This is a genomic window from Bifidobacterium sp. UTCIF-39 (assembly GCF_006408715.1).
Taxonomy (GTDB): domain Bacteria; phylum Actinomycetota; class Actinomycetes; order Actinomycetales; family Bifidobacteriaceae; genus Galliscardovia; species Galliscardovia tissieri.
Window position 1 is genome coordinate 116,274 of the sequence record NZ_JEOG01000007.1, and the last position, 26,065, is coordinate 142,338.

General features: G+C 61.5%; 21 protein-coding genes and 1 pseudogene. 6 read left to right on the forward strand and 16 right to left on the reverse strand.

Annotated elements, in window-relative coordinates; translation table 11 throughout:
* Positions 1-13 precede the first annotated feature (13 nt).
* The 5 genes from alaS to EP30_RS04775 form a co-directional block, all read right to left on the reverse strand.
* Positions 14-2,695, reverse strand: a complete 2,682-nt coding sequence (gene alaS, locus EP30_RS04755; protein ID WP_094665262.1) for an alanine--tRNA ligase — start codon at positions 2,693-2,695, stop codon at positions 14-16.
* 115 nt (positions 2,696-2,810) lie between these two features.
* Entirely contained in the window at positions 2,811-3,056 is a 246-nt protein-coding gene (locus tag EP30_RS04760; RefSeq protein ID WP_094665260.1) for a hypothetical protein, read from the reverse strand.
* Positions 3,057-3,060: 4 nt separating this feature from the next.
* The gene (locus EP30_RS04765) at positions 3,061-3,471 is read right to left on the reverse strand and encodes a DUF948 domain-containing protein (protein WP_094665258.1); all 411 of its coding nucleotides are present in this window, start codon (positions 3,469-3,471) and stop codon (positions 3,061-3,063) included.
* Between the two features lie 129 nt (positions 3,472-3,600).
* On the reverse strand, positions 3,601-4,278 hold the full coding sequence (locus EP30_RS04770) for a histidine phosphatase family protein (RefSeq protein WP_140556606.1): 678 nt from the start codon (positions 4,276-4,278) through the stop codon (positions 3,601-3,603).
* Between the two features lie 19 nt (positions 4,279-4,297).
* Positions 4,298-5,128, reverse strand: coding sequence for a histidine phosphatase family protein (locus tag EP30_RS04775; RefSeq protein WP_140556608.1), 831 nt, complete (start codon positions 5,126-5,128; stop codon positions 4,298-4,300).
* Positions 5,129-5,321: 193 nt separating this feature from the next.
* Here EP30_RS04775 and EP30_RS04780 point away from each other — a divergent pair, with 193 nt between their 5' ends.
* A complete protein-coding gene (locus EP30_RS04780) occupies positions 5,322-6,029 on the forward strand; it encodes a response regulator transcription factor (protein ID WP_181160793.1) in 708 nt (235 codons plus the stop codon).
* 66 nt (positions 6,030-6,095) lie between these two features.
* On the opposite strand, the gene EP30_RS04785 is transcribed toward EP30_RS04780, so the two are convergent.
* The 8 genes from EP30_RS04785 to EP30_RS04820 all read right to left on the reverse strand — a co-directional run bounded on the left by EP30_RS04785 (position 6,096) and on the right by EP30_RS04820 (position 16,175).
* Positions 6,096-6,455, reverse strand: coding sequence for a YccF domain-containing protein (locus EP30_RS04785; RefSeq protein WP_094665252.1), 360 nt, complete (start codon positions 6,453-6,455; stop codon positions 6,096-6,098).
* A gap of 255 nt (positions 6,456-6,710) precedes the next feature.
* Positions 6,711-7,337: a 30S ribosomal protein S4 gene (gene rpsD / locus EP30_RS04790; protein WP_094665250.1), complete on the reverse strand. Its 627-nt coding sequence runs from the start codon at positions 7,335-7,337 to the stop codon at positions 6,711-6,713.
* Between the two features lie 216 nt (positions 7,338-7,553).
* Positions 7,554-8,387 carry an ABC transporter ATP-binding protein gene (locus EP30_RS04795; protein WP_140556613.1) on the reverse strand — a complete coding sequence of 278 codons (834 nt, stop codon included), beginning with the start codon at positions 8,385-8,387 and terminating at the stop codon, positions 7,554-7,556.
* Position 8,388: 1 nt separating this feature from the next.
* Complete coding sequence (locus EP30_RS04800; protein ID WP_140556616.1) at positions 8,389-9,606, reverse strand: ABC transporter permease; 1,218 nt, start codon at positions 9,604-9,606, stop codon at positions 8,389-8,391.
* A gap of 37 nt (positions 9,607-9,643) precedes the next feature.
* On the reverse strand, positions 9,644-10,042 hold the full coding sequence (locus EP30_RS04805) for a DUF4418 family protein (protein ID WP_140556618.1): 399 nt from the start codon (positions 10,040-10,042) through the stop codon (positions 9,644-9,646).
* Between the two features lie 155 nt (positions 10,043-10,197).
* Positions 10,198-12,885 carry a UvrD-helicase domain-containing protein gene (locus tag EP30_RS04810; RefSeq protein ID WP_140556666.1) on the reverse strand — a complete coding sequence of 896 codons (2,688 nt, stop codon included), beginning with the start codon at positions 12,883-12,885 and terminating at the stop codon, positions 10,198-10,200.
* Positions 12,886-13,000: 115 nt separating this feature from the next.
* Positions 13,001-14,605, reverse strand: coding sequence for a sodium/proline symporter PutP (gene putP / locus EP30_RS04815; protein WP_140556620.1), 1,605 nt, complete (start codon positions 14,603-14,605; stop codon positions 13,001-13,003).
* A 202-nt stretch (positions 14,606-14,807) separates the two neighbouring features.
* Positions 14,808-16,175 (reverse strand): MFS transporter, encoded by a 1,368-nt coding sequence (locus tag EP30_RS04820; RefSeq protein ID WP_219846791.1) that lies wholly within the window; start codon positions 16,173-16,175, stop codon positions 14,808-14,810.
* A gap of 177 nt (positions 16,176-16,352) precedes the next feature.
* Between EP30_RS04820 and EP30_RS04825 the strand changes: the two genes are divergently transcribed.
* From EP30_RS04825 to EP30_RS04835, 3 genes are all read left to right on the forward strand, one after another.
* Positions 16,353-16,931: a xanthine phosphoribosyltransferase gene (locus EP30_RS04825; RefSeq protein WP_094665240.1), complete on the forward strand. Its 579-nt coding sequence runs from the start codon at positions 16,353-16,355 to the stop codon at positions 16,929-16,931.
* Positions 16,932-17,056: 125 nt separating this feature from the next.
* Positions 17,057-18,457: a nucleobase:cation symporter-2 family protein gene (locus EP30_RS04830; protein ID WP_258185369.1), complete on the forward strand. Its 1,401-nt coding sequence runs from the start codon at positions 17,057-17,059 to the stop codon at positions 18,455-18,457.
* 263 nt (positions 18,458-18,720) lie between these two features.
* Positions 18,721-20,202, forward strand: a complete 1,482-nt coding sequence (locus EP30_RS04835; RefSeq protein ID WP_140556622.1) for an ATP-binding protein — start codon at positions 18,721-18,723, stop codon at positions 20,200-20,202.
* Between the two features lie 68 nt (positions 20,203-20,270).
* Here the strand turns inward: EP30_RS04835 and EP30_RS04840 are convergent, their stop codons facing one another.
* The 3 genes from EP30_RS04840 to EP30_RS04850 are packed head-to-tail and all read right to left on the reverse strand — an operon-like array spanning position 20,271 to position 23,820.
* Complete coding sequence (locus EP30_RS04840) at positions 20,271-21,605, reverse strand: ABC transporter permease (RefSeq protein ID WP_140556624.1); 1,335 nt, start codon at positions 21,603-21,605, stop codon at positions 20,271-20,273.
* Complete coding sequence (locus EP30_RS04845; RefSeq protein WP_140556626.1) at positions 21,592-22,815, reverse strand: ABC transporter permease; 1,224 nt, start codon at positions 22,813-22,815, stop codon at positions 21,592-21,594. Before EP30_RS04845 ends, EP30_RS04840 begins: the two co-directional genes overlap by 14 nt.
* A gap of 33 nt (positions 22,816-22,848) precedes the next feature.
* Positions 22,849-23,820, reverse strand: a complete 972-nt coding sequence (locus EP30_RS04850) for an ABC transporter ATP-binding protein (protein WP_140556628.1) — start codon at positions 23,818-23,820, stop codon at positions 22,849-22,851.
* Positions 23,821-24,004: 184 nt separating this feature from the next.
* Here EP30_RS04850 and EP30_RS04855 point away from each other — a divergent pair.
* Positions 24,005-25,251: pseudogene (locus EP30_RS04855) on the forward strand (sensor histidine kinase).
* A gap of 48 nt (positions 25,252-25,299) precedes the next feature.
* Entirely contained in the window at positions 25,300-25,983 is a 684-nt protein-coding gene (locus EP30_RS04860; protein WP_094665377.1) for a response regulator transcription factor, read from the forward strand.
* Positions 25,984-26,065 lie beyond the last annotated feature (82 nt).

Here is a 26,065-nt window from a genome sequence, read left to right on the forward strand (position 1 = left end):
TGTTCCGTCCCGTTCAGTGCTGCAGCACCTGGGCCTTCAGGGACGAGAGGGCCTCGTCGATCTTGCCGGCATCCTGGCCACCGCCCTGGGCGAAGTCGGGCTTGCCGCCACCGCCACCGCCAAGGGTCTTGGATGCGGTGCGAACAAGATCGCCGGCCTTGATGCCAGCGCCGCGTGCCGCCTCATTGGTGGCCACGATGATCACGGGGTTGCCGTTCTCGCCCTCGCCGGCAAGCGCCACCACGAGCGGCTTGGATTCGCCGAAGCGACCGCGGATATCCATAACGGACTTGCGCAGGGCGTCGACGGATCCGAAGTGACCGACGTTCTTCACGGCCACGGCCACATCGTCGGCGGAATCCTTGGCGGTTTCGAGGATCTGCGGCACCTGAGCGGCGAGGTTGCTCTCGTACATGGCCGCCAGACGTCGATCGGATTCCTTGAGCTTGGCCAGCAGGGCATTGACGCGATCGGCCAGCTCGTCCGGACGGGCGTTGAGCTTGTCGGACAGCTGGGACACCAGCGCGTGCTCGCGGGCGTGGAAGTCGTAGGCTCCCTGACCAACCACGGCGTCGACACGGCGGACGCCGGTGCCGACGGAGGCCTCGGACATGATGGACACGGCACCGATCTTGCCGACATGGTCGACGTGGGTGCCGCCGCACAGTTCGCGGCTCCAGCCATCCTCGCCGATGGAGACGACGCGCACGATGTCGCCGTACTTTTCGCCGAACAGGTGCATGGCACCGAGGGCGATGGCGTCGTCGAACTTCATCTCCTGCGTGGTCACGGCGAGGTTGTCGCGCAGACGATCGTTCACACGGGCCTCAACCGCGTTCATCACGTCCTTGCTCGGCGCCTTGCCCCACTGGAAGTCGAAGCGCAGACGGTTCGGGGCATCCTCGGAGCCGCGCTGGGTAGCCTGCGGGCCGAGCTCCTCGCGCAGCGCCTTGTGCACCATGTGCGTGGCGGTGTGGGAGCGGGCGATGGCGCCACGACGATCCTGATCGATGGTGGCGGTGACCTTGGCTCCACGAACCAGCGTGCCTTCGGTCAGGCGGCACTGATGCACGGTCAGTCCCTTGATCGGGTGCTGCACGTCGTCCACTTCGAGCACGGCACCGTCGTCGGTGAGGATCTCACCCTGATCGGCGAGCTGACCGCCGGCCTCCGCGTAGAACGGGGTGCGATCGAGGATGACCTCGATGGTGGCGGGAGCGCTGACGGCCGCTACGGAGCCCTTGCCCTCCTGAATGATGCCCAGCACGTTGGAACGGCTGGAGAACTCGGTGTAGCCGAGGAATTCGAGCGGGGCCTCAAGCGTCTTCTTGAAGTCGTCGTACACGGACAGGTCCACATTGTGGCGCTTCTTGAGCGCGTCGGCGCGGGCACGGGACTTCTGCTCGTTCATGAGCTCACGGAACTTGGCCTCGTCCACCTTCACACCCTGCTCGGCCGCCATCTCGAGCGTCAGCTCGATCGGGAAACCGTAGGTGTCGTGCAGGGTGAAGGCGTCCTTGCCGGACACCACCGGATCGGAGCCTTCGGACTTGGCCTTCTTGACCGCCACGTCGAGAATGGACGTGCCGTTGTCGAGCGTACGGCGGAACGCGTCCTCCTCGGCGTATGCGGATTCGGAGACCTCATGGAACGTGGTCTCAAGTTCCGGGTAGCTGGGGGCCATGGCGTTCTTGGAGACCGGCAGCAGGTGCGGCATGACCTCCTCGGTGACACCCAGCATACGCATGGAACGCACGGTGCGGCGCAGCAGACGGCGCAGCACGTAGCCGCGACCGACGTTGCTCGGGCGCACGCCGTCGCTCATGATCATCAGTGCGGAACGCACATGATCGGCCACCACGCGGAAACGCACATCGGCATCGGCGTTCTCGCCGTACTTCAGGCCGGAGAGACGCTCGGCCTCCTCGATGACCGGGTAGACCTCGTCGGTCTCGTAGATGTTCTCCTTGCCCTGCATGAGGTAGGCAAGACGCTCGAGGCCGGCACCGGTATCGATGTTCTTGTTCTCGAGCTCGCCCACGATGTGCAGGTCGGTCTTGGACTTGACGTTGTCGACCTCGTAGTTCTCGAACACGAGGTCCCAGATCTCGATGAAGCGGGTCTCATCGGCGGCGGGGCCACCGTCCTTACCGTACTGGGGACCACGATCGACGTAGATCTCGGAGCAGGGGCCGCCGGGGCCGGGGCCGCCGGTGGTCCAGAAGTTGTCCTCCATGCCGAAGATCTGCATGTGCTCGGGGTCGAAGCCCTCGTTCTTCCAAATGGAACGGGCTTCCTCATCGTCGGTGTACGTGGTGACCCACAGCTTCTCCGGGTCGAAGCCATAGCCGCCCTCGCTCTGCGGGGTGGTCAGCAGCTCCCAGGCGAAGTGGATGGCCTCCTCCTTGAAGTAGTCGCCGAAGGAGAAGTTGCCGAGCATCTGGAAGAACGTGCCGTGACGGGTGGTCTTGCCGACCTCGTCGATATCAAGCGTACGGACGCACTTCTGGTTGCTGGCCATACGCTTGCGGGGCGGCGTCTGCTCGCCGAGCAGGTAGGGGATGAACGGCACCATGCCGGCGATAGTGAACAGCGTGGTCGGGTTCGGCGAGATCAGGGATGCCGAAGGGACGACCAGATGGTCATGCTTCGAGAAGTAATCCAGATATCGCTTGGCGATTTCCGATGTGCGCATGGACGTGCGACTCCTTTAATTAATTGGCTTGCGAGCGCGGCGATCGGCCCGCGAAAAATTACTGGTCATGACTCGCGGAGAACCATCCGCGATGATTGCATGATGGGTTATCGGATTAGCGGGCGCTGCGTTCGATGAACTCGCGGTTGAGCTGCTCCTCGCGGGCACGACGATGCTGCTGGAAGTCGTCGAACAGAGCCTGCACCGTCTGCAGGGTGATGGGAGGCTGCTCCTCGTCGGGGCCGAACACGAACTGTCTGGCCGGCTCCGGCGTGTGGGCCTTCACATAGGCCTGAGCCTTGGTCACGGCCATCACGCCGATGCCCACGCCGAGCGAAATCCAGAAGATGCGTTTGAACATTCGTCTACTCCCCCTTGGCGTCGTCCGACAGCGGCGACGGCTCGGCATGGCGACCGGATGCGCGTCGATTCAGGAAGTCCTGTGCGGTGGCCTTGAGCGCCCACACGGTGGATGCGGCCTTGATCACCGGCTTGCCGAGGAATGATCCGTACAGATCAGTGAGCGCGCCCACGTTCGAGGCGGAGCGCTGGGCGGCATCGGAGATGGTGTTGACATCCTCGAGGGAACGATTGACCTTCTGCACGGTGGTCACGCCCTCGTCAAGGGCGGGAAGCGCATGGTCTCCGGTGTCCTTGACCGTCTGGGCGATCTGGTCGAACAGCTTTCCCAAACGAATCAGCGGGTAGATCATGAAGCCCGCCAGAATGGCGAACGCGATGGCCGCGATCAGGCCGGCGATCTGACCGATATCCATTGCCGAATACCTCGTTTCCTTGACGACTTCCCGGACATTGCAGCAGTCCCGGACGCAAATACAAATCCAAAGGCTATCACCTACGGCGAACAGTGGCGTCTGAATCGCATCACCGTTCGCCGATGGAACTCACTGATTATAGGAGATGATGGTGATGCCGCCGTCGTCCAACGGCTTGGTCGGATCGAAATCAAGCACGGTGACGCTGCCGTTCGCAGGACGTTCGCTCAGATCGTATCCCGCGGGGGCGAATCGGTGCATCAGGCTGAGCAGTGTGTTGCCGTGTGAGATCACCAGTACATCGTCGCCGTCGGAAAGCCGTTCATTGCCGGCGATGAGGTCGAATCCGCCCTCCACACGCGTCCAGTATTCGGTTTCGCTTTCGGCGTCATGGAACGGATCGGCTTCCTTGAGAAAGTCCTTGGTGGCGGCCAGACCGAATTTCTCCACGATGGCGTTATAGGTCTTGACCCCGTGCGGAGCACCGGCGGCATACCACGCCATGGCCATGTCGAGGCCTTCATAGTAGCCGTAGAACTGCTCACGGAAATGCATGTCGACGGTCAGTTCCGGACGCTGGTGTCCGGCTTTTTCGTTGATGTCGAGGATGGATCGTGCGGTCAGTTCGGCGCGCGTGGTGTCGGAGCAGTAGGCCGCCGCGAAATCGACGTCCTCCAGCTTGTGCCCGGCCTTCTCGGCGTCAGCGATGCCGGATTCGGTCAGCGGGGAATTCGACCAGCCCTGCAGACGGTTGTATCGGTTGAAATAGGTCTGTCCGTGACGGACCAGATGCAGATGAAACGTCATATCTCTGATTATCCCACTCTCAGGCCGGAATGGGCTTCCATCGCGGCATATCGTCGTTGCGCAGGTCCTCGGGACCGTTCTCCCAGTCCATCGACCCGGCGATGGCGGGACCGGTGTCGAATTCATCGAGCGTCCATCGCAGCGCGCCGTCACCGGTATACACGGGGGTGAGCCTCGACCAGAAGGCATTGCGCATGGAACCGAGATTGCTCAGATTGTCGGGGTCCATGCCAAGCAGCGTCTCGATGGTGGCGACGATCCAGGATCCATGTCCCACGATGACCAGCGTGGTCTCGCGTTCCTCGCCGCGGGCGCGTTCGATGAGGTCCACCACCGCATCCGCGCCACGCCGTCCGACATGGGTCCGCGTTTCCACGCCGTATTTGGTCTCTCCCCCGGTATGGGCCTTCCATGACGCATAGGCTTCGGCGTCCATTGCGCGCATTTCCGGGCGGGTGAGACCTTCCCATCGTCCGAATGAACGTTCCCTCATCCGTTCGTCGAGTTCAACCGGGAGACCGAGAATATCGGCGAACGCATGGGCGGTCTGCTGGGCTCGAAACAGATCCGACGCCACCACACGCAGGGTTCTGCGAGAGGCAGAGGCCTTGCGATATTCCTCGACATCGCTTTGTCGAGCGGCTCCGGGACCCGGCTGGGGAAGGGTTCCCGGCCGTTCCGCGATGCGACTGACCTTAGCCCAGTAGTATCGGCGGGCGAGTTCAAACCCGGTCTGGTCCGCCTGCCATTGCCCAATGATGTCGAGGGGGACGTCGATCTGTCCTTGGAGTCTGCGTTCGAGGTTGAAGCAGGTGCGCCCGTGTCGCACCATCACCACTTCGGTAATCATCGCGTTCCATCCATTCCGTACCGTGTACGCGACGACGGTCGTCGCATTGGTCCCATCACATGGTGTCACATGGTGGGGAGCGCGGGGCACGCACGTTGTCGCCAGCTCTGTCGATGAATCGGAATTCCGTCGTTTTTCCTCCATGCACCTTATGCTGAACACAGGCAATGGGACGCACATCATGGGAGGTTCGATGAGGATTCTGTTGGCGACACTCAACGTGGCGTTGTGCAATGCGGCGCGTGCGACGCTCGAGTCGGCTGGACACATCGTCAGGACGATCCCTGCAAATGATGACGAATCCGAGGAGAATGAGCCGTTCACCGCAGAATTGGTCATCATGGACGACACGTTCCCGCAGCATGCGGATCGTCATGACCTGGATCTGATCGTGACGCAGATGATGAACGCCAAACTGCTGTATCTGCGTTCCACCAATCTGGACGCAGCGAATGACGACCCCCGGAACGGTACCACCGATTCCTCTGACGCCGCCACCGATGCGGGGATGCTGTCGCAGATCGACGACGAACTGCGCAAACCGTTCTCCGACTCGGAGCTGCTGGCCCACGTCCGGATGCTGTCACGTACCGGAGTATCATCTGGCTCATCGATCCTGACTCGTGGCGATCTGACGCTGGACGTTGACGCCAGACGGGCGTTCTACGGTAGGCTGGACCGCCCGCTTCCCCTGTCCCCTCGGGAATATGCAGCTTTGGAGATGATGGTCCGCGCCGACGGTGATTATCTGTCATTCGAAGAATTGCTCGAGGGAGTGTGCGGTAACGGGTTTTTTGAACAGCGTGACGTCATGATGACCGTCATGCGGTCGCTTGAGCGGAAACTGCACCAGGCGGGTCTGTTCATGACACAGCGTGGAGACCGCTACCGCATCGGCTGACGGACGCATGTCTGACCGCTTGCGATCATGCAACGGACGCATGTGACGGCCCGCGGTCATGATTGGTCAGCGAATGACCGCGCCGAACGGCATAAGCGCGAGCTTGGCCATTTTAAAGGACTGGATGCCGAACGGAATGCCGATGATGGTGATGCAGTTGGCCAACCCGGCGAGTACATAGCCGATCGCCATCCACAGTCCGGCGACCACGATCCAGATGATGTTGAGTAGCAGGGAGCCGAATCCACCGGCGTAATCCACCTGCTTGCCAAATGGGGTCAGCGTCAGCTGCGCCATCTTGAACGCCTGGAGTCCCAGCGGTATGCCGATGATGGTGATGCAAAGGACGATGCCGATCACGGCCCAGCCCAATGCGAGGAACAAGCCACCAAGGATCAGCCACAGAATGTTGCCAAGAAGTCTCATGAATGTATTCCCCTCTGTTGTGCGGTAATGAAATGATTGTCCTGTCTTCATTATGGCTGCAATGACGGTGGACCGGCATCCGGGTTTGCCCTGATTGTTCCCGGATTCCTCCCCGATACCCGGCCTCCTCCGAGGTCTTCAATGGAGAAGATCGGCAATGACGGATTGACGGAAAAGACGGCAATGATATCGGGGACGGATACGAAAAAGCCCTGCGGCCGTAGCGGCGCGCAGGGCGAAAAGCTGAAACCAGAATCAGCGAGCGTAGAACTCGACCACGTACTGGATGTTCACCTGAACCGGGATCTCCTCGGCGAGGGGCTTGCGGGTCAGGGTGGCCTTCAGCGAGGCCAGATCGACATCCAGGTAGCCCGGGACGGCCGGCAGCACGTCACGGTGCACGCCTTCGGCGGCAGCCTGGAAGGGCTCCATGGTCTGGCTCTTCGGACGGACCTGAATGGTCTGGCCGGGGCGGACCTTGTAGCTCGGACGATCCACCTTGTTGCCGTCGACCATGATGTGGCCGTGCACGACGAACTGACGGGCCTGAGCGGTGGTGCGGGCGAAGCCGGCACGCAGCACGAGGGCGTCGAGGCGGGACTCGAGGTGCTGCAGCATGGCGAGACCGGTCTGGCCAGCCTCGTGGGTGCCCTTCTCGTAAGCGGCACGCAGCTGCTTCTCGGAGATGCCGTACTGGGCGCGCAGACGCTGCTTCTCGCGCAGACGAACGGCGTAATCGGACTCGGTGCGACGACGGGTGCGGCCGTGCTCACCGGGAGCGTACGGACGCTTCTCGAAGATGCGCTGGGCCTTGGGGGTCAGAGCGATGCCGAGGGCGCGGGAAAGACGCACCTGACGGCGGGAGCGCTGAACGTTAGTCATGAATGTTCATCCTTTGTTTCTGTCGTTATCTGAACGGAACGCATGACAATGCCATGCGCTGAGCCGGCCTCTCCAATGCTTCACCGTGCCGTGGCACGAATGGTTGCGATCGTTGCCGCAACCACCGACCCATTGACGGGCTAAGGCTCCAGATAGGTTTCCACCTGAAAGCGGACACCAAGAGAAAAAGTGTACGGCAAAGACGGGACTTTGTCATCATGCCGTCTTTTCGGCGAGTCGCCCGGCATCCAATGTCAGTATCCTATCCGCGTAGGGAAGCGCATCGGCGTCATGGGTGACCATGAGCACCGATGTCCCCCGATCGACCAGGGATCGCAGCAAACGCATGACGATAAGGGTGCTTTCCGCGTCCAGATCTCCCGTCGGCTCATCGGCGATCAGCAGCTTGGGCTGGTTCATCAGCGCACGCGCGATGGAAACGCGACGCATCTCGCCGCCGGACAGTTCACGGGGATAGCTATGGGCAAGATCATCGACTTGCAGATCGGCCAGCAGTGCATGGGCTCGCATGGTCAACGCATCGGTTTGCTCGTCGCTCGGTGATGGGGCCGCGGCCGGAGCGATGACGTCGGGCATGTCCGGATCACTCTGGTCGACGGAGGGCTCCTGCTCCGAAATGGTCTGCTTCGGCACATCCGGCGCGGTTGCCTCTTCGGCGGCGTGATCCCGATCATGGGTGACGGGATCATCCGGGAAGAGCACAGCCGGCAGGATCACATTGTCGATCACGGTCAGATTAGGCAATAACGTCTGGCTCTGCGTGACGAAGCCGATGATGCGATTGCGCAGACGTGACAACGCTCTGTCATCGAGTTCGGCGACTGTTTTCCCTTCGACCGTCACAGTGCCCGAGGTGGGGCGGAGCAACCCGGACACCATATTGAGCAACGTGCTCTTGCCGTTGCCCGAACGGCCGACTATCGCGATGAATTCGCCGTCATCCATGGACAAATTCACATGATCGACTGCGGCGAACGGCACTCCCCTGCGCACGAATTCCCGGGTGAGGTCCTTGATCTCCAGCAGCATGTCACTCTCCCTCCCTCAGCGTCAGATACGTCTCCGGGCGACCGATGCGGATGACGACGAACAGCGATGCCAGAACCGCGGTGATCACGGCGAATGCCAAGGCGACCAGCGCCAGACATAGACTCATGCCAATGCCTATCTGCAGGTATGGGAGCTGCATCTGCTTGCCGATGTATCCGCTGAAGGGAAAAACGATCAACGATGCGATCGCCACGCCGATAAGACCTCCGGCAAGACCGGTGACCAGCGATTCGCGGATGACAATGGAGGTGAGCATGCCGCGAGTGGCACCCATGATACGCAGGGACGCGAACTCCTTCTTGCGCTCGTTGACCGAGGATGCGAACACGGCGAGCATGACGATCAGCCCCATCACCCACAGCACGGCGACGAACACCAGCATATAAGACAACATGGTGTTCAATGATGTTTTGGTGGACGCTGTGACGCCTCCCGGATACACGAATCCGACCGACGACAGCTGCGGATCGATGCGAGCGATGTTATTCGCCACCGTATGCGCGTCATAGCCGTCCTGGACCTTGATCAGCACGGACGAGACGGCCTTGGACGCATATTCCTGCGGCATGACCTGCCTGGCAACCTTCGCCGAGGCGGCGACCATCTGCGGCACTGTGGCCTTATTGACGAACACGGAGTTGTCGAGACTGGTACCAGTGCTGGCCAACTGCGCGACAACAGGCCAGGAGCGGCCATACAGTTCGATGGTGCCATCAGTGGATACGTTCACATTGGCACCGGCCACCATCTCGCCGTCGGCCAGCGTTCCGTCGTATTGGGACGCGACCCACGGCTCGATCACGAAGTCGGTCTTCGGATCGAAGCCGATGATCTGCAGCTTTTCGGCGCAGCATGCCGCAGCGAGCGACGAGATATAGGTCTGTGAGGTGATCTGCGCGATCCCATCGGCCTTGGCGACCTTCGATTCGATATCGTTGGTGAAATAGAAGGTGTTCGGCGTGCCGTCGGTCAGCAGGGCCTCAGCCTTGGATTCGGTGGCCTGGGGCACGACCATAAGATCGGCTCCGAGACGTTCCTCCATGCTCGTCAACCCCTTATTGAGGTTCATGGCCAGCATGGATCCTCCGAAGAACGCGACGGAGAGGATAGCCACCACCGTGATCAGCGATGCGGTGCGGAAGGGCCTGCGCCGGAGATTCTCCAATGGCAGGCGAGCGAGTGAGATGCGTACTGACATGATTCCCGATGCGCTTCCGACGTGTCAGACGCTTCGATCAGGAGCGCTTGGCCGGACGTGAGTCCAGCCACATGCCGATGGCGGCGAAAACGATGGACAGCACGCCGAGCACGATCAGCGTTGGCCTGGCAACCATGTGGCAATGCATCATGGCTCCGGGGCACACGCCGATGAGCACCGTGGGGATGGCGATGGCGAGCACCGCGCCCAGCACCACACCGATGTTCAGGCCAATGCGGATCTGCGGGGAGACGAACAGGGCGATGACACCCAGCAAAGCGATGAGCGAACCGACACCGATCTCAGCCTGTGCCGTCCAATGGCACGCCATGGGCATCTCCCCCACTTTGCAGACATAGGCGAACGTCTGCGGAGCGACGGCGATGAGCACGCCGAAAACGATGGATGGAATGGACACGAACAGCTTGTTCTTCACAATCTTCTCCTGTTACTTCTGCATATTTCAGCCGATATGTTCCAGCGACATCCATGGCGAATGCCGTCAACATATGGATTCGAGCGATTGTGATCATCCTGTCCGGGAAAATCAAGTCTTGACTTTCCCGAAAAGGATGCTACTCGCCATGCAAACTACAGTTTTTCGATGGGTGCCACCCGCAGCAGCAGCCGCTTGACGCCGTCGGAGCCGAAGTCCACGGTCACCACGGAATTACGGCCCTTGTCCTCCACGGCGACCACGGTTCCCAGACCGTACTGGTCGTGGGTGACCTTGTCCCCGGCATGGAAATCGGCGACGTTGGGGACGGAATCATGATCGTTCCCGGACGTCTTGCGTTCGGCGGCGGCCTTGGCCTTCGACAGCGAGCCGAACAGATCGCGCTGCATGCGCCTGGTGGTCACCTTGCCCAATCGGGACGACGTGCCGGAGCGGGACGGCGAGGAGCCGGAACGGGACCCATAGGACGAGCCGCCGGAGGCCCCGCCATAGGAGCGTGACGATCCGGAACCATACCGTGATCCGAAACGGGACGACGAACTCGACGATCCGGAACCATAGCCCGAACCGTAGGAACCGGAACCATACGAACCGCCGGAGGAACGCCCGGACGCGGATCCCCACCGACGCGATGAACCGAACGATCCGTACCCGGAATCGGACGAGCCGGATTCAAAACCGCCGAACTCGTCATCGTCGTCGAAACCGCTCCCCCAGCCGCCGCGCATGCGTTCGGATGAGGTCTCCCTGCGCTTCCATTCGATCAGGTCCTCGGGAATATCGTCGAGGAACTGACTGGGCAGCATCTCCGCCGCCTGGCCCCATTGCGCTCGCACCGCGGCGCGGGTGACATACAGGATCTGACGGGCGCGGGTGATGCCAACGTAGGCGAGTCGCCGTTCCTCCTCCAGCTCGCTTTCATCCTCCATGGCGCGGGAATGCGGGAAGGTCCCCTGTTCCATCCCGGTAAGGAACACCACGGGATATTCCAGTCCCTTGGCGGTATGCAGGGTCATGAGCGTGACGGTGCCGCTGTCCTCGCCCTCGCCGGGCAGCTGGTCGCTGTCGGCCACCAGCGCCGTGGTCTCCAGAAATCCGTTGAGCGTGGCGTCGGGCGTGTTCTGTTCGTACTCGGCGGCCACGGATTGCAGCTGCGAAAGATTGTCCACGCGTGTCATGTCCTGCGGGTCGGTGGACTTGCGCAGTTCGGCCAGCAGACCCGACTTGTCGAGCACCTCGGCCACGATCTCGCTCGGCTTGGAGTCGTTGGCCGCGGCGAACTCCCGCAGCGAACGCATGAGGTCGCGGAACTGTGTGAGCAGGTTGGCGGTGCGGGTAGGCACGCCTTCGATGGTGTCGAGAGCTTCCAGTGCCCCCCATGCGCTGGTCTGATGATCGGCGGCGTACATGGTGAGCACGGCTTCGGCGCGTGCGCCGAGTCCACGCTTGGGTACATTGAGGATGCGTCGGAGGTTCACGTCGTCGGCGGGGTTGGCGATCGTCTGCAGGTAGGCCATGGCGTCCTTGACCTCCTTGCGTTCGTAGAACTTGGTTCCGCCAACGATCTGATAGGGGATTCCCGCGTTGATGAGCCCCTCTTCGAGGGAGCGTGACTGTGCATTGGCGCGATACATGATCGCGATATCGGAGTATCGGAATCCTTCCTCACCGGCCAGGCGGGCGATCTCGGTGGCGATCCACGCGCCCTCCTGCTGGGCGTTGTCGGCCGCGTAGCCGATGATCTTGCTGCCTTCTCCGAGAGCCGTCCACAGTTTCTTGGGCTTGCGGCCGGGATTCAGTGCGATCACCGCGTTGGCGGCGTTGAGGATGGTCTGCGTGGAACGGTAGTTCTGTTCCAGCATGATGGTCTTGGCGTTCGGGAAGTCCTTTTCGAACTCCTGGATGTTGCGGATATCGGCGCCTCGGAACGCGTAGATGGACTGGTCGGAGTCGCCGACCACGGTGATCCATGCCGGCCCGGTCTTACCGGCGCCACGCGCATTGGGTTCACGGGACTGCCCGGCATCCACGCCGCCGAGCTCACGCACGAGCACATACTGGGCGTGGTTGGTGTCCTGGTACTCGTCGACGAGAATGTACCGGAACTTGCGTCGGTAGTAGTCGGCGACCATGGGATCGGCACGCAGCAACTCGACGGTGCGCATGATCAGATCGTCGAAGTCCACGGCGTTGGCCGCGGCGAGTCGGTACTGGTATTCCGCGTACACGCAGGCATACAGTACTTCGATGTCGCCGAAGCTGCCGATCTGGGATCCGCGGACGCCGGGTTTGAATTGCGGGGCGTATTCCTTGAGTCGTTCCTGCCATCCGACAAGTCCGTTCTTGTAGTCGGAGATGCGGGCGAGGATGGATCTGGGCGTGTACCGTTTGACGTCGATGTTGAGTTCGGTGCAGATGATCTTGACCAGGCGCTGCGAGTCGGCGGTGTCGTAGATGGAGAATCCGGATTTGAGGCCGATCTTCTCGCCGTCGCGGCGCAGGATGCGCACGCATGCGGAGTGGAAGGTGGAGACCCACATGCGCTGGGCCACCGGGCCGATCAGCGTGGTGAGCCGTTCCTTCATTTCGGCGGCGGCCTTGTTGGTGAAGGTGATGGCGAGGATCTGGCTGGGCCAGGCACCCACCTGACTGAGCAGCCATGCGATGCGTCGGGTGAGCACCCGAGTCTTGCCGGATCCGGCGCCGGCGGCGATCAGCAGGGCCGGCCCGTGATACTGCACGGCTTCGGCCTGCTGATCGTTGAGGCCGCCCAGCAGTTCCTCCGCGCTGCGGGCGATGACCTCCGGTTCGTCATATACCATCATTCGCAATCCCCTGTCCCGATGTCGATTCGTGTCGTCGTTCATCACGGTAAAACCGAGTACATGAATCTACCATCGGGCGCGGTCAAGCGCGTGATGATGGACCGTACGGAGGCTAGGCCTTGACGGCATGCTCTTCGAGCAGTTCTCCCACGTTGGTGTCATCATCCATGTAGTGGTCGAATACGTCGGTGATCTCCTTGTCCGGGGCACGGGTCAGCAAAGACACCACGACGATGGCCACGGCGGAGACGATGAATGCGGGCAGCAGTTCGTAGATGCCGAAGATGCCGCCGAGCGGTTTGATGGCCAGATTCCACACGAATACGGTGATCGCGCCGGAGAGCATGCCGGCGATGGCACCGTACTTGTTGGTGCGACGCCAGTAGAGGCTGAACAGCATGAGCGGGCCGAAGGATGCGCCGAGACCGGCCCACGCGTAGGAGACGACCTGGAAGATGGATGAGTTCTGGTCGGATGCGATTATGCAGCCGAATACGAACACGACGAGGATGGTGATGCGGGCCACCCACATGACCTGTCGGTCGCTCGCGTTGCGTTTGAAGATGCCACGGTAGATGTTCTCGGCCACGGCGGATCCTGCGATGATCATGTAGCTTGACGAGGAGCTCATGGATGCGGCGAAGATGCCGGACACCACCACGCCGCAGATGAAGCTGGGCAGCAGCATCTGACTGAGCACGATGAACACGCTTTCCGCGGCCGACTGGGTGGCGAACTGCACCGGCAGGAGCGCACGTCCGAACAGGCCGATGGCGATGGCGCAGCCAAGCGAGATGACGACCCATACGGTGGCGATGATACGGGACTGTTTGATCTCCTCGGCGTCACGGACCGACAGGAAGCGGACAAGCACCTGCGGCATGCCGAAGTATCCGAGACCCCAGGCGAGCAGGGAGACGATGGTGATCACGTCGAATTCGGCAGGCGCGCCGAACAGCGGCTGTCCTCCCTGTGCCAGCTGGGCTCCCGTGGCCGGATCGACGGTCGGTGTGGCGGTGTGGTTAGCGCTGAGGTAACCGGGAATATCGGACAGGAACGCTGCGACATGATCGATGCCGCCCGCGCTGATCACGGTTCCGCTGCACACCACGGCGAGCGCGAAGAACATGAGCATGCCCTGGATGAAGTCGGTGAGGACCACGGACAGGTATCCGCCGATCACGGTGTAAAGGAAGACGACGATGGCGCCAAGCACCATCATGAGGTGGTAGTCGAGACCGAACAGGGTGTCGAACAGTTTGCCGACGGTGACGAAGCAGCTGCCGACGTATACGGCGAAGAACACGATGATGATGAGCGCGGCGATGGTCGACAGGATCCTCTTCGTGTCGGCAAAGCGCTTCGAGAAGAAGTCCGGAATGGTGATGGCGTTACCTGCGGCGACGGAATAGCGACGCAGACGCTTGGCCACGATCTTCCAGTTGAGATAGGTGCCGATGGCCAGTCCGGCGGCGGTCCATCCGGCATCGGCCACGCCGGTGAAGTAGGCAAGGCCGGGAAGTCCCATCAACAGCCAGCCGGACATGTCGGATGCCTCCGCGGACAACGCGGTCAGCCACGGTCCCACGCCACGGCCACCGGCGAAGTACTGGGATGCCGAGGAGTTGGATCGTCGTGAATAGAAGAATCCAACCGACAGCATGGCCACGAAATACAGGACCATGGCCAAGAACACCCAGATATCGCTGATCTGCATGAACCGCTCCTTCATTGTTCTCCCGCATCGTCCGCGTATTCGCGTCCGGATGCCGTATCCCCACTACCGACGTATGCCGGCACGGTGACCTTACTATAGCGTTCAGGCCGTCATGGCCCTAACGCGTCTCACATGGTAAAGTCCAAACCCCGGTTTGTACCACGGTACAGTCACGCCACGTTTTCAGGTTGTTGTGACGATTTTAGAGACTTTCCAGCCCCTTGCCCCTGGTCTCCCTGGCGAACAGATAGGTCACGGATCCTACGATCAGACAGATGCCGAAGAACACGAATGCCGTGGTGATCACACTGATGTCGATGTTCTGGGAGATCGCGTCCCCGCCGACCAGCAGACCCATGAGGAACGGACTGATGATCTTCGCCGTGGCTCCGATGCCGTATCCCAGTCCGATGCCGGTGGACCGCACCGCATTGGGGAACTGTTCGGCACCGAAGGCGTTGATGATGCCGAACACGCCGTCCGCGAAGGTCATGATGAGCGTCACCTCGATGGCGAACACGATTCCCGTGGGATGGTAGAAGGCCGCGGCAAAACAGGCCGCCGCGCCAATGATGCCGAAACCGAACATGGTCAGACGGCGTCCGACATGATCGGCGAGCCATGCGGATCCGAATCGTCCGATGCAGTCGGCGACGGATATTCCCATAAACAGGTAGGCGACCGTCCTCGTGGGGAAGCCGAACGCATCCTTGAGCAACGTCTGTCCCCATGATTGGATGGCCGCCCCGCCGAGAACGAAACAGAACGTTCCGAGCGCCACGATGATCAGGGAGCCAAGATGCCGTGCGAACAGCACGGAGTAATGGGATCGGGTCTCCATGTCCACGTGAGGCAATGCCCCGACCTGGGCAACGGGGATCTCCATGGCCCAGGCAAGGGATTCCCTCGCCTTGTCGTCACGGCCCTGGGATTGGTAGTACCGGGGAGATTCAGGTACCTGGCGCAGCCACAACAGCAACAGCACCGGAATGGCACCGAGGGCGAGCAGGACACGCCAATGGTTGCCGACCACGCTCTGACCGATGGAGCCCAGCAGCAGGCCGAGCGGGATGAACACGGACGCCAGCCCCGCGAGCAGACCACGATGCCGGGTGGGCACGAACTCCTGAACATAGGGGATGGAGGTGATGTTGAGGCCACCCACGCCAATGCCGACACCGACACGAAGAATCGCCAGCAGCACCCAGGCCCGGTCCGGCAGAACCACCGACAGCATGGTGAACAGCACGAAGCAGACCACACACCAGAGGAAGGCGCGCTTACGACCGTAGGCGTCGGCCAGACGCCCCCACATGATGGCCCCGACCACCGTGCCGAGACCCGAACACGCGAGGATCACCCCGGCTTCGATGCCGGTCAGCCGCCATGCGTCGGACAACAGCGCCACCACGAATCCGATGAGGAACATATCGAAGAACTCGGCGATGTTCCCGGCAATGACCAGTCCGATGATGCTTTTCTGATGGCCGGTCAACGGCCGTGAGTCAATCTGTTCGTATGCGCTCGCCGACCGCGCCGGCATTCCCCCGACAATCTGTGCATCCGCCATGTCTCATCCCCATTCGATTCCGATGGTCTGCGCGGCCGCTGCAACCCATCACCGCCAGCCGCGCCGTCATCCCATGCCCAGAGTAGTCTGCTAGACATACGTGGACCATTGCTGTCCGCGAAGTAAACAGACCATGAACGGCAACGTGCCGAACGGCCATCAACCAAAGGGGTATGCATGAAGGAACTCGAGGAGCGAATCCGCAGGGAGGGCACCGTCAAGCCCGGCAATGTACTCAAGGTAGACGCTTTCCTCAACCATCAGTGCGATGTGGAACTGTTCGACCACATGGGCGCGGCCTGGGCCGAGCATTTCCGCGGAAAGACCATCAACAAGATTCTCACCATCGAGGCCTCCGGCATCGGCATCGCCTGCTGTGCCTCCCGCCATTTCGGCAACGTTCCCGTGGTGTTCGCTAAGAAGGCGCAGTCCATCAACCTCGACGGCGACCAGTACGTGACCACCATCTACTCCTTCACCAAGCAGCGTGAATTCCCGGTGATCGTGGCGAAGAAGTTCCTCTCCCCCGGCGACCATGTGCTGCTGATCGACGATTTCCTCGCCAACGGCAAGGCGCTGCAGGGTCTGATCGAGATCTGCAACCATGCCGGCGCCGTCGTGGAAGGCATCGGCATCGCCGTGGAGAAGGGCTTCCAGAATGGAGGCGAGCAGCTGCGCAAAGCCGGATATGATTTAGATTCGTTGGCGATCGTCAAGTCCATGAACCCCGAGACCGGCGACATCGAATTCGCCTGATCATCATTTCATTCCCAAGGGAGGGCACCCACAATGGCCCTCCCTTTCCTATGGGATTTGGGATTCCACGACACTTTCGCGGGATCCTAAAACAGAGAATCAAGAGAATCATGAGAGGAGTACGCATGAGTGACAAGACAACGGAGCCGGAACACACTCCGGACACCAAGGAGGACCGCCACCCTTCCGGCATTTCGTTCGAGGCGTTGAGCAGCCTTGACGCTCCGGTCTCCTTCTGGAAGGGCATCCCCTTCGGCCTGCAGCATGTGATGGCCATGTTCGTGGCGAATCTGGCACCGATCTTCATCGTGGCTTCCGCGGCGAAGATGACCCCCGAGCAGTCGGCGACGGTCATTCAGGCCGGTCTGCTGGTGGCAGGTCTGGGCACCTGCCTGCAGCTGTATGGAGCCTGGCGCATCGGCTCGAAGCTGCCGATGGTCACCGGCATCTCATTCACCTACGTTGCCGCCGCCGTGGCGATCTGCGCCGACAAGGGATACGGTGCCGTGGTGGGAGCGGTCATGGTCGGAGGACTGCTGGAGCTGGTGCTCGGCCTGACCGCCCGGTACTGGCGCCGATTCGTGCCGCCGATCGTCTCCGCCATTGTGGTCACCTCGATCGGCTTCTCCCTGCTCACCGTGGGTGCCACCAGCTTCGGCGGAGGATCCGGCGCCGCCGATTTCGGCAGTTGGCAGAACCTTACGCTCGGTCTGATCTCACTGGTCGCCTGCCTGGCGTTCCAGCTGCTCATGAAGGGCACCGCCAAGCAACTGTCGGTGCTGTTCGGCCTGGTCGTGGGATACGTGGTGGCCATCGCCATGGGTAAGGTCGACTTCTCCGGATTCCAGCACCTGTCGATCGTATCCGTACCGCAGTTCATGCCGTTCAAGCCCGAATTCGACTGGGGTGCGATCATCTCGCTCGGTCTGCTGTATGTCGTCTCCTCGGTCGAGGTTCTCGGCGACACCGCCGCGCTGACCAAAGTGGGCCTCAATCGTCTGCCCACCGAACGCGAGACCGCGGGAGCCATCGCGGGCGATGGTCTGATCTCCTCGGTCTCCGGCCTGTTCGGATGTCTGCCACTCACCTCATTCGCCCAGAACATCGGTCTGGTGGCCATGACCAAGGTGGTCAACCGCAAGGTGATCCTCTCCGGAGGCGTGATCCTGATCCTCGCCAGTTTCGTCCCGGCCATCGCCGAGGTGTTCAACTCGCTGCCGCAGGCGGTGCTCGGCGGCTGCACGATCATGATGTTCGGCAACATCATCCTCTCCGGCTTCCAGATGATCTCCGAGGCCGGCTACTCGCAGCGCAACATCACCATCGCGGCGCTGAGCCTGACCATCGGCATCGGATTCACGCAGGTGAGCGACATCTTCGTGCACTTCCCGGCACTGTTCCAGCAGATCTTCGCCTCGAACTGCATCGCCGTCGCGTTCGTCGTGGCCGTGATCCTCAACCTCGTGCTTCCCAGCGAGGACCACTTCCTGTCCGCGCCGAAGGAGGCCCCCGCCGACGCCGAGTAGGCATTCCGCGCATCAGCGCAATCAGTGAAATCGGCGCGATACGCGACCGGCAGCACATATCCGAGAGCCTCGGTGACCACATCAGTCACCGAGGCTCTCGCCGTCATATACGAGCGTACAGGATGCATACGGAGGGGAAATCGGTCCGGGAGAAGGGCCGGAATCGGTCGATTATGAATTCTTGATGAATTGCAGGCCAACGACGCAGGGCGGCGGCCGAACGGCGGACTGGTGCGAGACAATGGAATCCAAGGAGGCCCGCCATGGTTGACGACTACACCGCGAAGATGACCGAGTTGATCGAGCTGATGCGTCTGATCGGCAATGACACACAGCAGTGCGAGGTCAAGGAATGCAAGCGCAAGATTTCGTCGACCATCACGGACACGCTTTCCGCGTTCTCGAATGGGGCCGGCGGCTGGATCATTCTGGGCCTTTCGGAGAAGAACGGCTTCACTCCGGTGCCGGATTTCAACGCCCGTTCCATGCAGGAGTCGCTCAGTCAGGCCTGTGAGAAGATGACGCCCGTGGTGCGTCCGGTGATCGTGACCTGTCCGTTTGAGGGGTCGAATCTGGTGTTCGCCCGTGTGGATGAGATGTTGCCGAGGGACAAGCCGTGTTTCGTCTCCTCCATTGGAGCGCATGGCGGCTCGTATATTCGTACCGGCGACGGCGACCGTCGCATGACCGCGTATGAGGTGGACCGGCTTATCGAGGAGCATCTGCAACCCACCTATGATCTGGACATCGTCGCGGATGCCACGATCGCCGATCTTGACCCGACGCTGACAGCCGGTTTGCTGGAGCGGGTGCGCAGTCAGCATCCCCATGTGTTCGCCGATCGCAGTGATACGGATACGCTGCTGGATTTGCAGGTGCTGCGGCATGATGATTCGGATTACGGACGTGCCGGCAGTGTGCTGCGTCCGACGCTTGCGGGGCTGCTGGCTCTCGGACGGTATCCGCAGAAGTTCTTTCCCCGACTCAACGTGTCGATCGCCGTGTTCCCCGGCACGAATCGCAACGACGTGTTCCGCGGTGACGAACGGCTCATCGCCTCGCAGACGGTGGTCGGTTCGATTCCGGTGATGATCGATGATACGGTGACGTCGCTGATGCGTTGGATCGGCGCCCGCAAACCCGACTACCCGCCTGCCGCGTTGCGCGAGGCGATCGCCAACGCGCTGACGCATCGCGACTATTCACCCGATGCGCGTGGCACGCAGGTGCATGTGAGCGTGTTCACCGATCGAATCGAGATCAGCAATCCTGGTGGCCTGTACGGCACGGTGACGCATGATGTGCTGGCCGGGTCGAATCCTGTGGCCGGCACGGCGTTCTCGTCCACGCGTAATCAGTTCCTGTTCACGCTGCTGGAGTCCACGCCCTATCCGGATGGCGGATTCGTGAACCCGGAGGGTGGCGACGGCTATCAGCGTATCGCCGCGGCGTTGCGTGAGAACGGCATCGAACCGGCAACCACGCGCAATGACATCAACACGTTCACGATGACGATCACCAAGCATCGCACGATCAAGCATGGTTCTCCGAGCGATGTGTCGAAGGAGATCATGACGTTGCTGGAACGGCATTCGGCGATGAGTGTCAAGGAGATCATCCGCGAGCTGAGTCTCACCCCATTGGCGGCCACGTCGGGGCTGCGGGAGCTTGTGAAGGAGGGACGCGTCGCGACGGTGCGATTGCAGGATGATCCGACCCAGCGGTATCGGCTGAAGACCAGCTGAACGGGCCCTGAGCGCAGTCAGGTCATCCCGTCACAGCGGCATGACCTCCGTGTCCCCTTATGATCCACTTACGATTCGGCGAGATGGGTGACGGCAGCACCTCCGGTTGCCGGCCGTGATCGACGGAACCGTCCCACACCAAGGCCCAGGCATATGAATGCCACGCCGAACAGCGCCACGAGTCCCAGACATGAGGCCCAGTCCCCCACGCTGACGCCGACAGCGGCCGTGCCGATGCCGAGCGCGTGGTCTATGGCCTGGCAATACCACGATCCAGGCAGGAACTTGCCCACCGTGATCATGACCGATGGCATCATGCTCAGCGGGAGCATGGTGCCGGAGGTGAACAGCGTCAGCAGTCCGAACACATTGGCGATTCCGTTGGCCATGGTCTCCGAGACCCCGCATTCGCCGAGCAGGAATCCGCAGGCCACGGCCATAAGCGCATACACGCCGGTTGTGCAGGCCGTCATTGCCACGCCGGCCGGTGGGAGCAGTAAGGGGTCGTGTCCCGCCGCGAGCATCAGAGCGAACGCGATGATCAGGTATCCGATGGCCACAACGAGCGAGAACGCCCCCATGGTGGCCATACGCTGCATACCCAGAGATGAGGACCGCTGAGGGGACGCGTCGAGGCGACGCTTGGTCTCCCCCGCGTTGAATACGCCGGTCACGAGCGCCGTGCAGACCACCATGGCAAGGAGCAGCGGATACAGTGCCGTCTTCATGGTGGTGCCGAATCCCATGGCAGCGAGGTTGGTCGAACTGGTATCCTCCGCGGTCCTGTCGGCGTGGTCCACGGCGATGGCGGGGTTCACGGACGGATCGTCGACCACGTCGGCCACGGATTTCGCGGCTTCGGCGAGCTGATCCACTGTGGGAACGGCCGTGGACGTCGCATCCTCCGTTACGCCCGCAGTGGCCTCGGCGCTTTCACCGATCAGCGTGGTGCGGGTGAGCGACAGGAACCCGTTCACGCCCATCGACGCCATCGCTCCGGCACCGGAAGTATAGCTGGTGATCGTCTCCACGGCCGGCGGCTCCCCATGCCCTGCCGACGCGATCACTGCATCGGCATACCCGTGGGGAACGATGACGATGAGATCCACATAGTTCGACGCGACCGCCTGCTGCAACGCCTCCGGATCGTCCTCCACCGTGATGATCTCGTTGTCGGTACGCAGATAGTCCTGCATGGCGGTGGCGATATCGCCCCTTCCCCGATCCCGGTCGACAACCGCCACAACCGGTTTCCTCGGTTCATATGAGTCCCCCACATCCGTATTCGACGTGAGCGCCGACCAGCTGATGGCGAACATCATAATGCCGATGAACACCAGATAGATGATCACGTAGAGTCGATGCGCGGCCAGTACTCGCAACGTGGCCTTACAGGTGTTCATAGCGCTGCCTCCTGAGCATGACGACGCCCACGGCAAGGAACACGGCGCTCATGGCGAGCAGTATGCCGCAGGTCGTCCCGAACGGACGATAGCTGTCGTAGTAGAGAATGTCGTAGAACAGGTTGGTCACCTGCTGAGCCGGGTTGATGATGGCGAGCGCCGGTGCATTGCGGGTGATCCAATCGCTCAGGTTCATGGCGAACTGCCCATACAATCCGGTGAACAACGACAGGGTGCACGGGATCGCGCTGGTCAGGCCGATCTTCGTGGCATGTGTCAATCCAGGGATCGCGCCGATCATCGTGCCGAATGCACAGGACATGAACGAGGCCACCGCAACCGCGAGCACGGCGGCCGGTTCCCGTCCTCCCAACGCGATGCCGCATACGTATCGGATATAAGCGAGTGCGACGATCAGACTCAGGAATGAACACAGCCAACTGGCAAGGAATCCGGCGGCCAATTGGGCTGCGCGGCTCAGGGGTGCGACCGTGCGGCGGATTCCCAATGCGGAAAGGTTCGCCTGCGCCATCGTGACAGCCGAGATCGCGTACGACATCGCCATCAGACACACCATGCCCAGCAGCGCGTAATAGTATCGGGCCGTGGCATTGGGCTTGAAATTGGTGAGTGATGTCTCCTTCGTCATGGCGGACACGGATCCCACCGACTCCCAGAACCGTTGGCTGACAACCGCCTGCGGATGGTCGATGATCGTACGCCGAGTGACGGCGTCCGTGCGGTTGTAGAGCGCGATTGCATTATGCAGGGCAGCTATCGTGACCGGACTGACGGAGGTGTTTCCACTGGCGTCCTTGGCGGTTTCCACCGTATCGGTCGAAAGCGTCAGGGACAGCATGCCGTCGGCATTGACGGTCAGGTATCCGATCGTCGTATCGTCGGTAATGAGCCGTTTCGCCTCAGCCAATGAGGGCACGGGTGTGGTTTCGATGAGCCGTGTGTCAAGGTCGGCGACGTTGTTGGACCGTCCTGCGAGCGCGTCGACGAACTGGGCGGCACCATCCGCCTTGTCCCAATTCTCGTCTTCGACCACGGCCACGGTAACTGCGGTGATCCGGTAGGCGTCGGCGAGATTGCCGAACATGCCGTTGAACATGGTCGCCAACACGATCGGGAAGACGAACATCCAGAACAGTGCCGCTCTCTGCCGCAGGTTCGTTTTCAGCGTGATGAGAAACGTGGTCCACATGGCCCCTCCTTTCCTGTTCGAAGCATTGGCAGGTCAGTCGCGCAGCGCCGTGCCGGTCAGTTCGAGGAACACGTCGTTGAGGGTTGGCGGTCGACTGGTCAGATGGCCGATGCCGGCTCCCGACTCGCGCAGGATTCCCAGCAGATCGACGAGGTTATGGTCGCCATGACGGCAGCGCACGGCGAGTTCTCGCCCGTCGTACACGGCGTCGATCACGAAGCCGAGTTGCTGGATCCGATGCAGCGTCTCGTCGGAAAGGTCCAGCGTCTCCACGCTGATGCGCTCGCCGGTGTCGATCATGCCCTTGAGCTCTTCGGCGGTGCCGAGGGCGAGATGCCTGCCATGGTCCATGATGAGGATGCGGTCGCAGATCTGTTCGACCTCCTCCATGTAATGGCTGGTGTAGATCACCGTCGCTCCGCTGCGGTTCAGCCGCTGGATGCCTTCGAGGATCGCGTTGCGACTCTGCGGGTCCACGGCCACGGTGGGTTCGTCGAAGAAGATCAGATCGGGCTTGTGCGCAATGCCGCAGGCGATGTTGAGTCGTCGCAGGAGACCTCCGGACAGTTTGCCCGGACGGTATTTTCGGAATTCACCAAGGCCGACGAAGTCGATGGCCTCCTCGACCAGCGGCTCGCGCTCGGCACGTCTGGGCACATACAACGAGCAGAAATAGTCGATGTTCTCGATCACCGTCAGTTCGTTGAACACCGCCACATTCTGCGGCACGATGCCGATACGGCGTTTCAGCGCATACGAGCTGGGGGTGATCGGCTCACCGAATACGCGTATCGTTCCCGAATCATAGGTGAGCAATGCAAGAATGCAGTTGATGGCGGTGGTCTTGCCCGATCCGTTCGGACCGAGCAGACCGAAGATCTCCCCCGCCTTCACGTCAAGATCAAAATAGTCGAGCGCCACCATGTCGCCATACCGCTTGACCAGATGGCTGACATTCACGGCCGGCGTATCCGTATTCGTATCCATCCCCGTCGGTGTCGTCATGATAGGACCATCCTTACCTGTCGTGCCCGTCTCGCTGATTTCATCTTCCCGCCATCGCATGGTCGACGCCACCGCCAAACGTCACGAATTCCTCCGACATGCATGACATTTGTCATGTCATGCAGAAGCGATGGTGGTCCACTGCGATAGTGTCATGTCATAGACGAAACATCGAGGAGGGACCATGCGTGCGATCGGGGAACAGGCATTGCTGATCGCGGCCGGTCTGACACTGGCGCTTGCGAATCCGTCGGCGGCGACGATGCCGTTGACGGTTGCGGGGTTCCTTGTATCGGTGGCGTATGCCGGGCTTGTCGAGGGACTTGCCCCTGAACATGGACGGTGGCTCGGTTACGCGGGAGCAGGATATGCCGTCGCCGCCGTTCTGTTTCCTCAATGGTGCGCGTTTCTGCCGTTGATCGCCTATGACTGCGCAAGGTCCCCGGCGTTCTTCGATGCGCGTCGATGGCGACGGATCATCGACCGCGGCATTGGGCTCATATGGCTGGTTCCATTGGTCGTTCTGCTCATGCGGGATGGTGCTGTGGACGGTTTTGGCCCGTCAGTGCCAGTGATAGTCACGGCTGTCACGCTGCTTGGCAATGGTCTGGGTTCCGCACGCGTCGAAGCGCACACACTGCGACGGACGTTGCAGCGGACGCAAGACCGTGCACGGCACGATTCCCGTATCATGCGAATCCGATTGAGCGACATCGACGAGGAGCGCGCACGGGCCGTCCGTATGGCGACGCTCGGTGAGCGTACCCGCATCGCGCGCGAAATCCATGACAATGTGGGCCATCTGCTCACCCGGGCGATCATGCAGGCGCAGGCAGGCAAGGCGATCGCCGATGCCACCGGTGCCCCCATGCGTCACAGGGGTATGCCGCACTCGGCGATACGCTGAACGACGCCATGACCATGATCCGTCGTTCCGTGCACGATCTCGAGGATGACGGCACTGATTTCACCGCTCAGATAGCGGATGCCGTGCATTCGTTCAGCGGTGTGTCGTCGGGTTTTTCCGTGCGAGTGCTCAATGGCATCGATGCGGCTCCCGCGCCGGTGGCCCGTTGTCTTGCCACGGTTATTCGCGAATCGTTGTCGAACGTGGTGCGGCACAGCCAGGCCAGGCAGGCCACCGTCACCCTTCGTGACTTCCCCGCATTCTGGCAACTGGTCGTGCAGGACGAGGGCCCGTCTCGGCATGATGGTCCGGCGGATGGCGGCACGGGTCGGATCAATTCGTCCACAGCGGGAACGGACGATGACATCGAAGGCCTGCGCGGCATGGGTCTATCGGATATCGAGACCCGTGTGCGAGCGCTTGGCGGAACGTCACTGTGCGGCCCGTATCAGGGCGGATGGCGGGTATTCGTGTCCCTGCCCAAAACACGCTGGTCTCAGCATCCATCCGATGCCATGCGCTAGGGCGTGCCATCGCTATGATTCGACATGGGGACATCGATAGGAGGCATGATGAAGACGGCAATCGTGGACGACGATCCGATCGTATGCCAGTCATTGGAGACCATACTCACCGCCACGCATGCCGCCGATGTGCTGTGGACGGCGTGCGGCGGCGATGACGCCGTCACCCGGTACTTCTCCTCTCCTGCCAGTCATCCAGATGTGCTGCTGATCGATATCCAGATGCCCGGCAAGGACGGTCTGACAACGGCTCGGGAGATCCTGCACCGGGATCCGTCGGCCAGGATCCTGTTCCTCACCACCTTCTCGGATCAGGACTATATCGCCCAGGCGATCGGACTCGGGGCAAAGGGATATCTCATCAAACAGGATGTCTCGGCGGTCGGCCCGGCGATGCAGGCCGTGATGGCGGGGCAGATCGTATTGGGAGCGGACGTGCTGAACAAACTGTCCGTATCCCCGACGTCAACGGCTTCGACAACCCCGCAGATGGCATCGGGAAACCATACTCGTCGGTCCACGGCGATAGGCATACGGGATCTGGACGTGCTCAGCGATCGGGAACGGGACGTGGCCGCACTGGTCGCCGAAGGCTACGACAATCGTCAGATCGCGGCGAGCCTGTTTCTCAGCGAGGGAACGGTACGCAACCGGATCAGCGCCATGCTCGACAAACTCGGTCTGATGAATCGCACCCAGCTGGCCATCGCGTGGATCAACGCACACCGTTGACGAGCCGGGAACTCCAAGGCATGATGCGGCAACAAATGCCGCGTATCCTGTGGATCATGCATATGATACGGATATGTGGACT

What these genes read in the sequence shown, in the direction of transcription:
- alaS (WP_094665262.1), bottom strand. Translation starts at nt 2,695, where the DNA reads ATGCGCACATCGGAAATCGCCAAGCGATATCTGGATTACTTCTCGAAG.
- EP30_RS04760 (WP_094665260.1), bottom strand. Translation starts at nt 3,056, where the DNA reads ATGTTCAAACGCATCTTCTGGATTTCGCTCGGCGTGGGCATCGGCGTG.
- EP30_RS04765 (WP_094665258.1), bottom strand. Translation starts at nt 3,471, where the DNA reads ATGGATATCGGTCAGATCGCCGGCCTGATCGCGGCCATCGCGTTCGCC.
- EP30_RS04770 (WP_140556606.1), bottom strand. Translation starts at nt 4,278, where the DNA reads ATGACGTTTCATCTGCATCTGGTCCGTCACGGACAGACCTATTTCAAC.
- EP30_RS04775 (WP_140556608.1), bottom strand. Translation starts at nt 5,128, where the DNA reads ATGATTACCGAAGTGGTGATGGTGCGACACGGGCGCACCTGCTTCAAC.
- EP30_RS04780 (WP_181160793.1), top strand. Translation starts at nt 5,322, where the DNA reads ATGAGGATTCTGTTGGCGACACTCAACGTGGCGTTGTGCAATGCGGCG.
- EP30_RS04785 (WP_094665252.1), bottom strand. Translation starts at nt 6,455, where the DNA reads ATGAGACTTCTTGGCAACATTCTGTGGCTGATCCTTGGTGGCTTGTTC.
- rpsD (WP_094665250.1), bottom strand. Translation starts at nt 7,337, where the DNA reads ATGACTAACGTTCAGCGCTCCCGCCGTCAGGTGCGTCTTTCCCGCGCC.
- EP30_RS04795 (WP_140556613.1), bottom strand. Translation starts at nt 8,387, where the DNA reads ATGCTGCTGGAGATCAAGGACCTCACCCGGGAATTCGTGCGCAGGGGA.
- EP30_RS04800 (WP_140556616.1), bottom strand. Translation starts at nt 9,606, where the DNA reads ATGTCAGTACGCATCTCACTCGCTCGCCTGCCATTGGAGAATCTCCGG.
- EP30_RS04810 (WP_140556666.1), bottom strand. Translation starts at nt 12,885, where the DNA reads ATGGTATATGACGAACCGGAGGTCATCGCCCGCAGCGCGGAGGAACTG.
- putP (WP_140556620.1), bottom strand. Translation starts at nt 14,605, where the DNA reads ATGCAGATCAGCGATATCTGGGTGTTCTTGGCCATGGTCCTGTATTTC.
- EP30_RS04820 (WP_219846791.1), bottom strand. Translation starts at nt 16,175, where the DNA reads ATGGCGGATGCACAGATTGTCGGGGGAATGCCGGCGCGGTCGGCGAGC.
- EP30_RS04825 (WP_094665240.1), top strand. Translation starts at nt 16,353, where the DNA reads ATGAAGGAACTCGAGGAGCGAATCCGCAGGGAGGGCACCGTCAAGCCC.
- EP30_RS04830 (WP_258185369.1), top strand. Translation starts at nt 17,057, where the DNA reads ATGAGTGACAAGACAACGGAGCCGGAACACACTCCGGACACCAAGGAG.
- EP30_RS04835 (WP_140556622.1), top strand. Translation starts at nt 18,721, where the DNA reads ATGGTTGACGACTACACCGCGAAGATGACCGAGTTGATCGAGCTGATG.
- EP30_RS04840 (WP_140556624.1), bottom strand. Translation starts at nt 21,605, where the DNA reads ATGAACACCTGTAAGGCCACGTTGCGAGTACTGGCCGCGCATCGACTC.
- EP30_RS04845 (WP_140556626.1), bottom strand. Translation starts at nt 22,815, where the DNA reads ATGTGGACCACGTTTCTCATCACGCTGAAAACGAACCTGCGGCAGAGA.
- EP30_RS04850 (WP_140556628.1), bottom strand. Translation starts at nt 23,820, where the DNA reads ATGACGACACCGACGGGGATGGATACGAATACGGATACGCCGGCCGTG.
- EP30_RS04860 (WP_094665377.1), top strand. Translation starts at nt 25,300, where the DNA reads ATGAAGACGGCAATCGTGGACGACGATCCGATCGTATGCCAGTCATTG.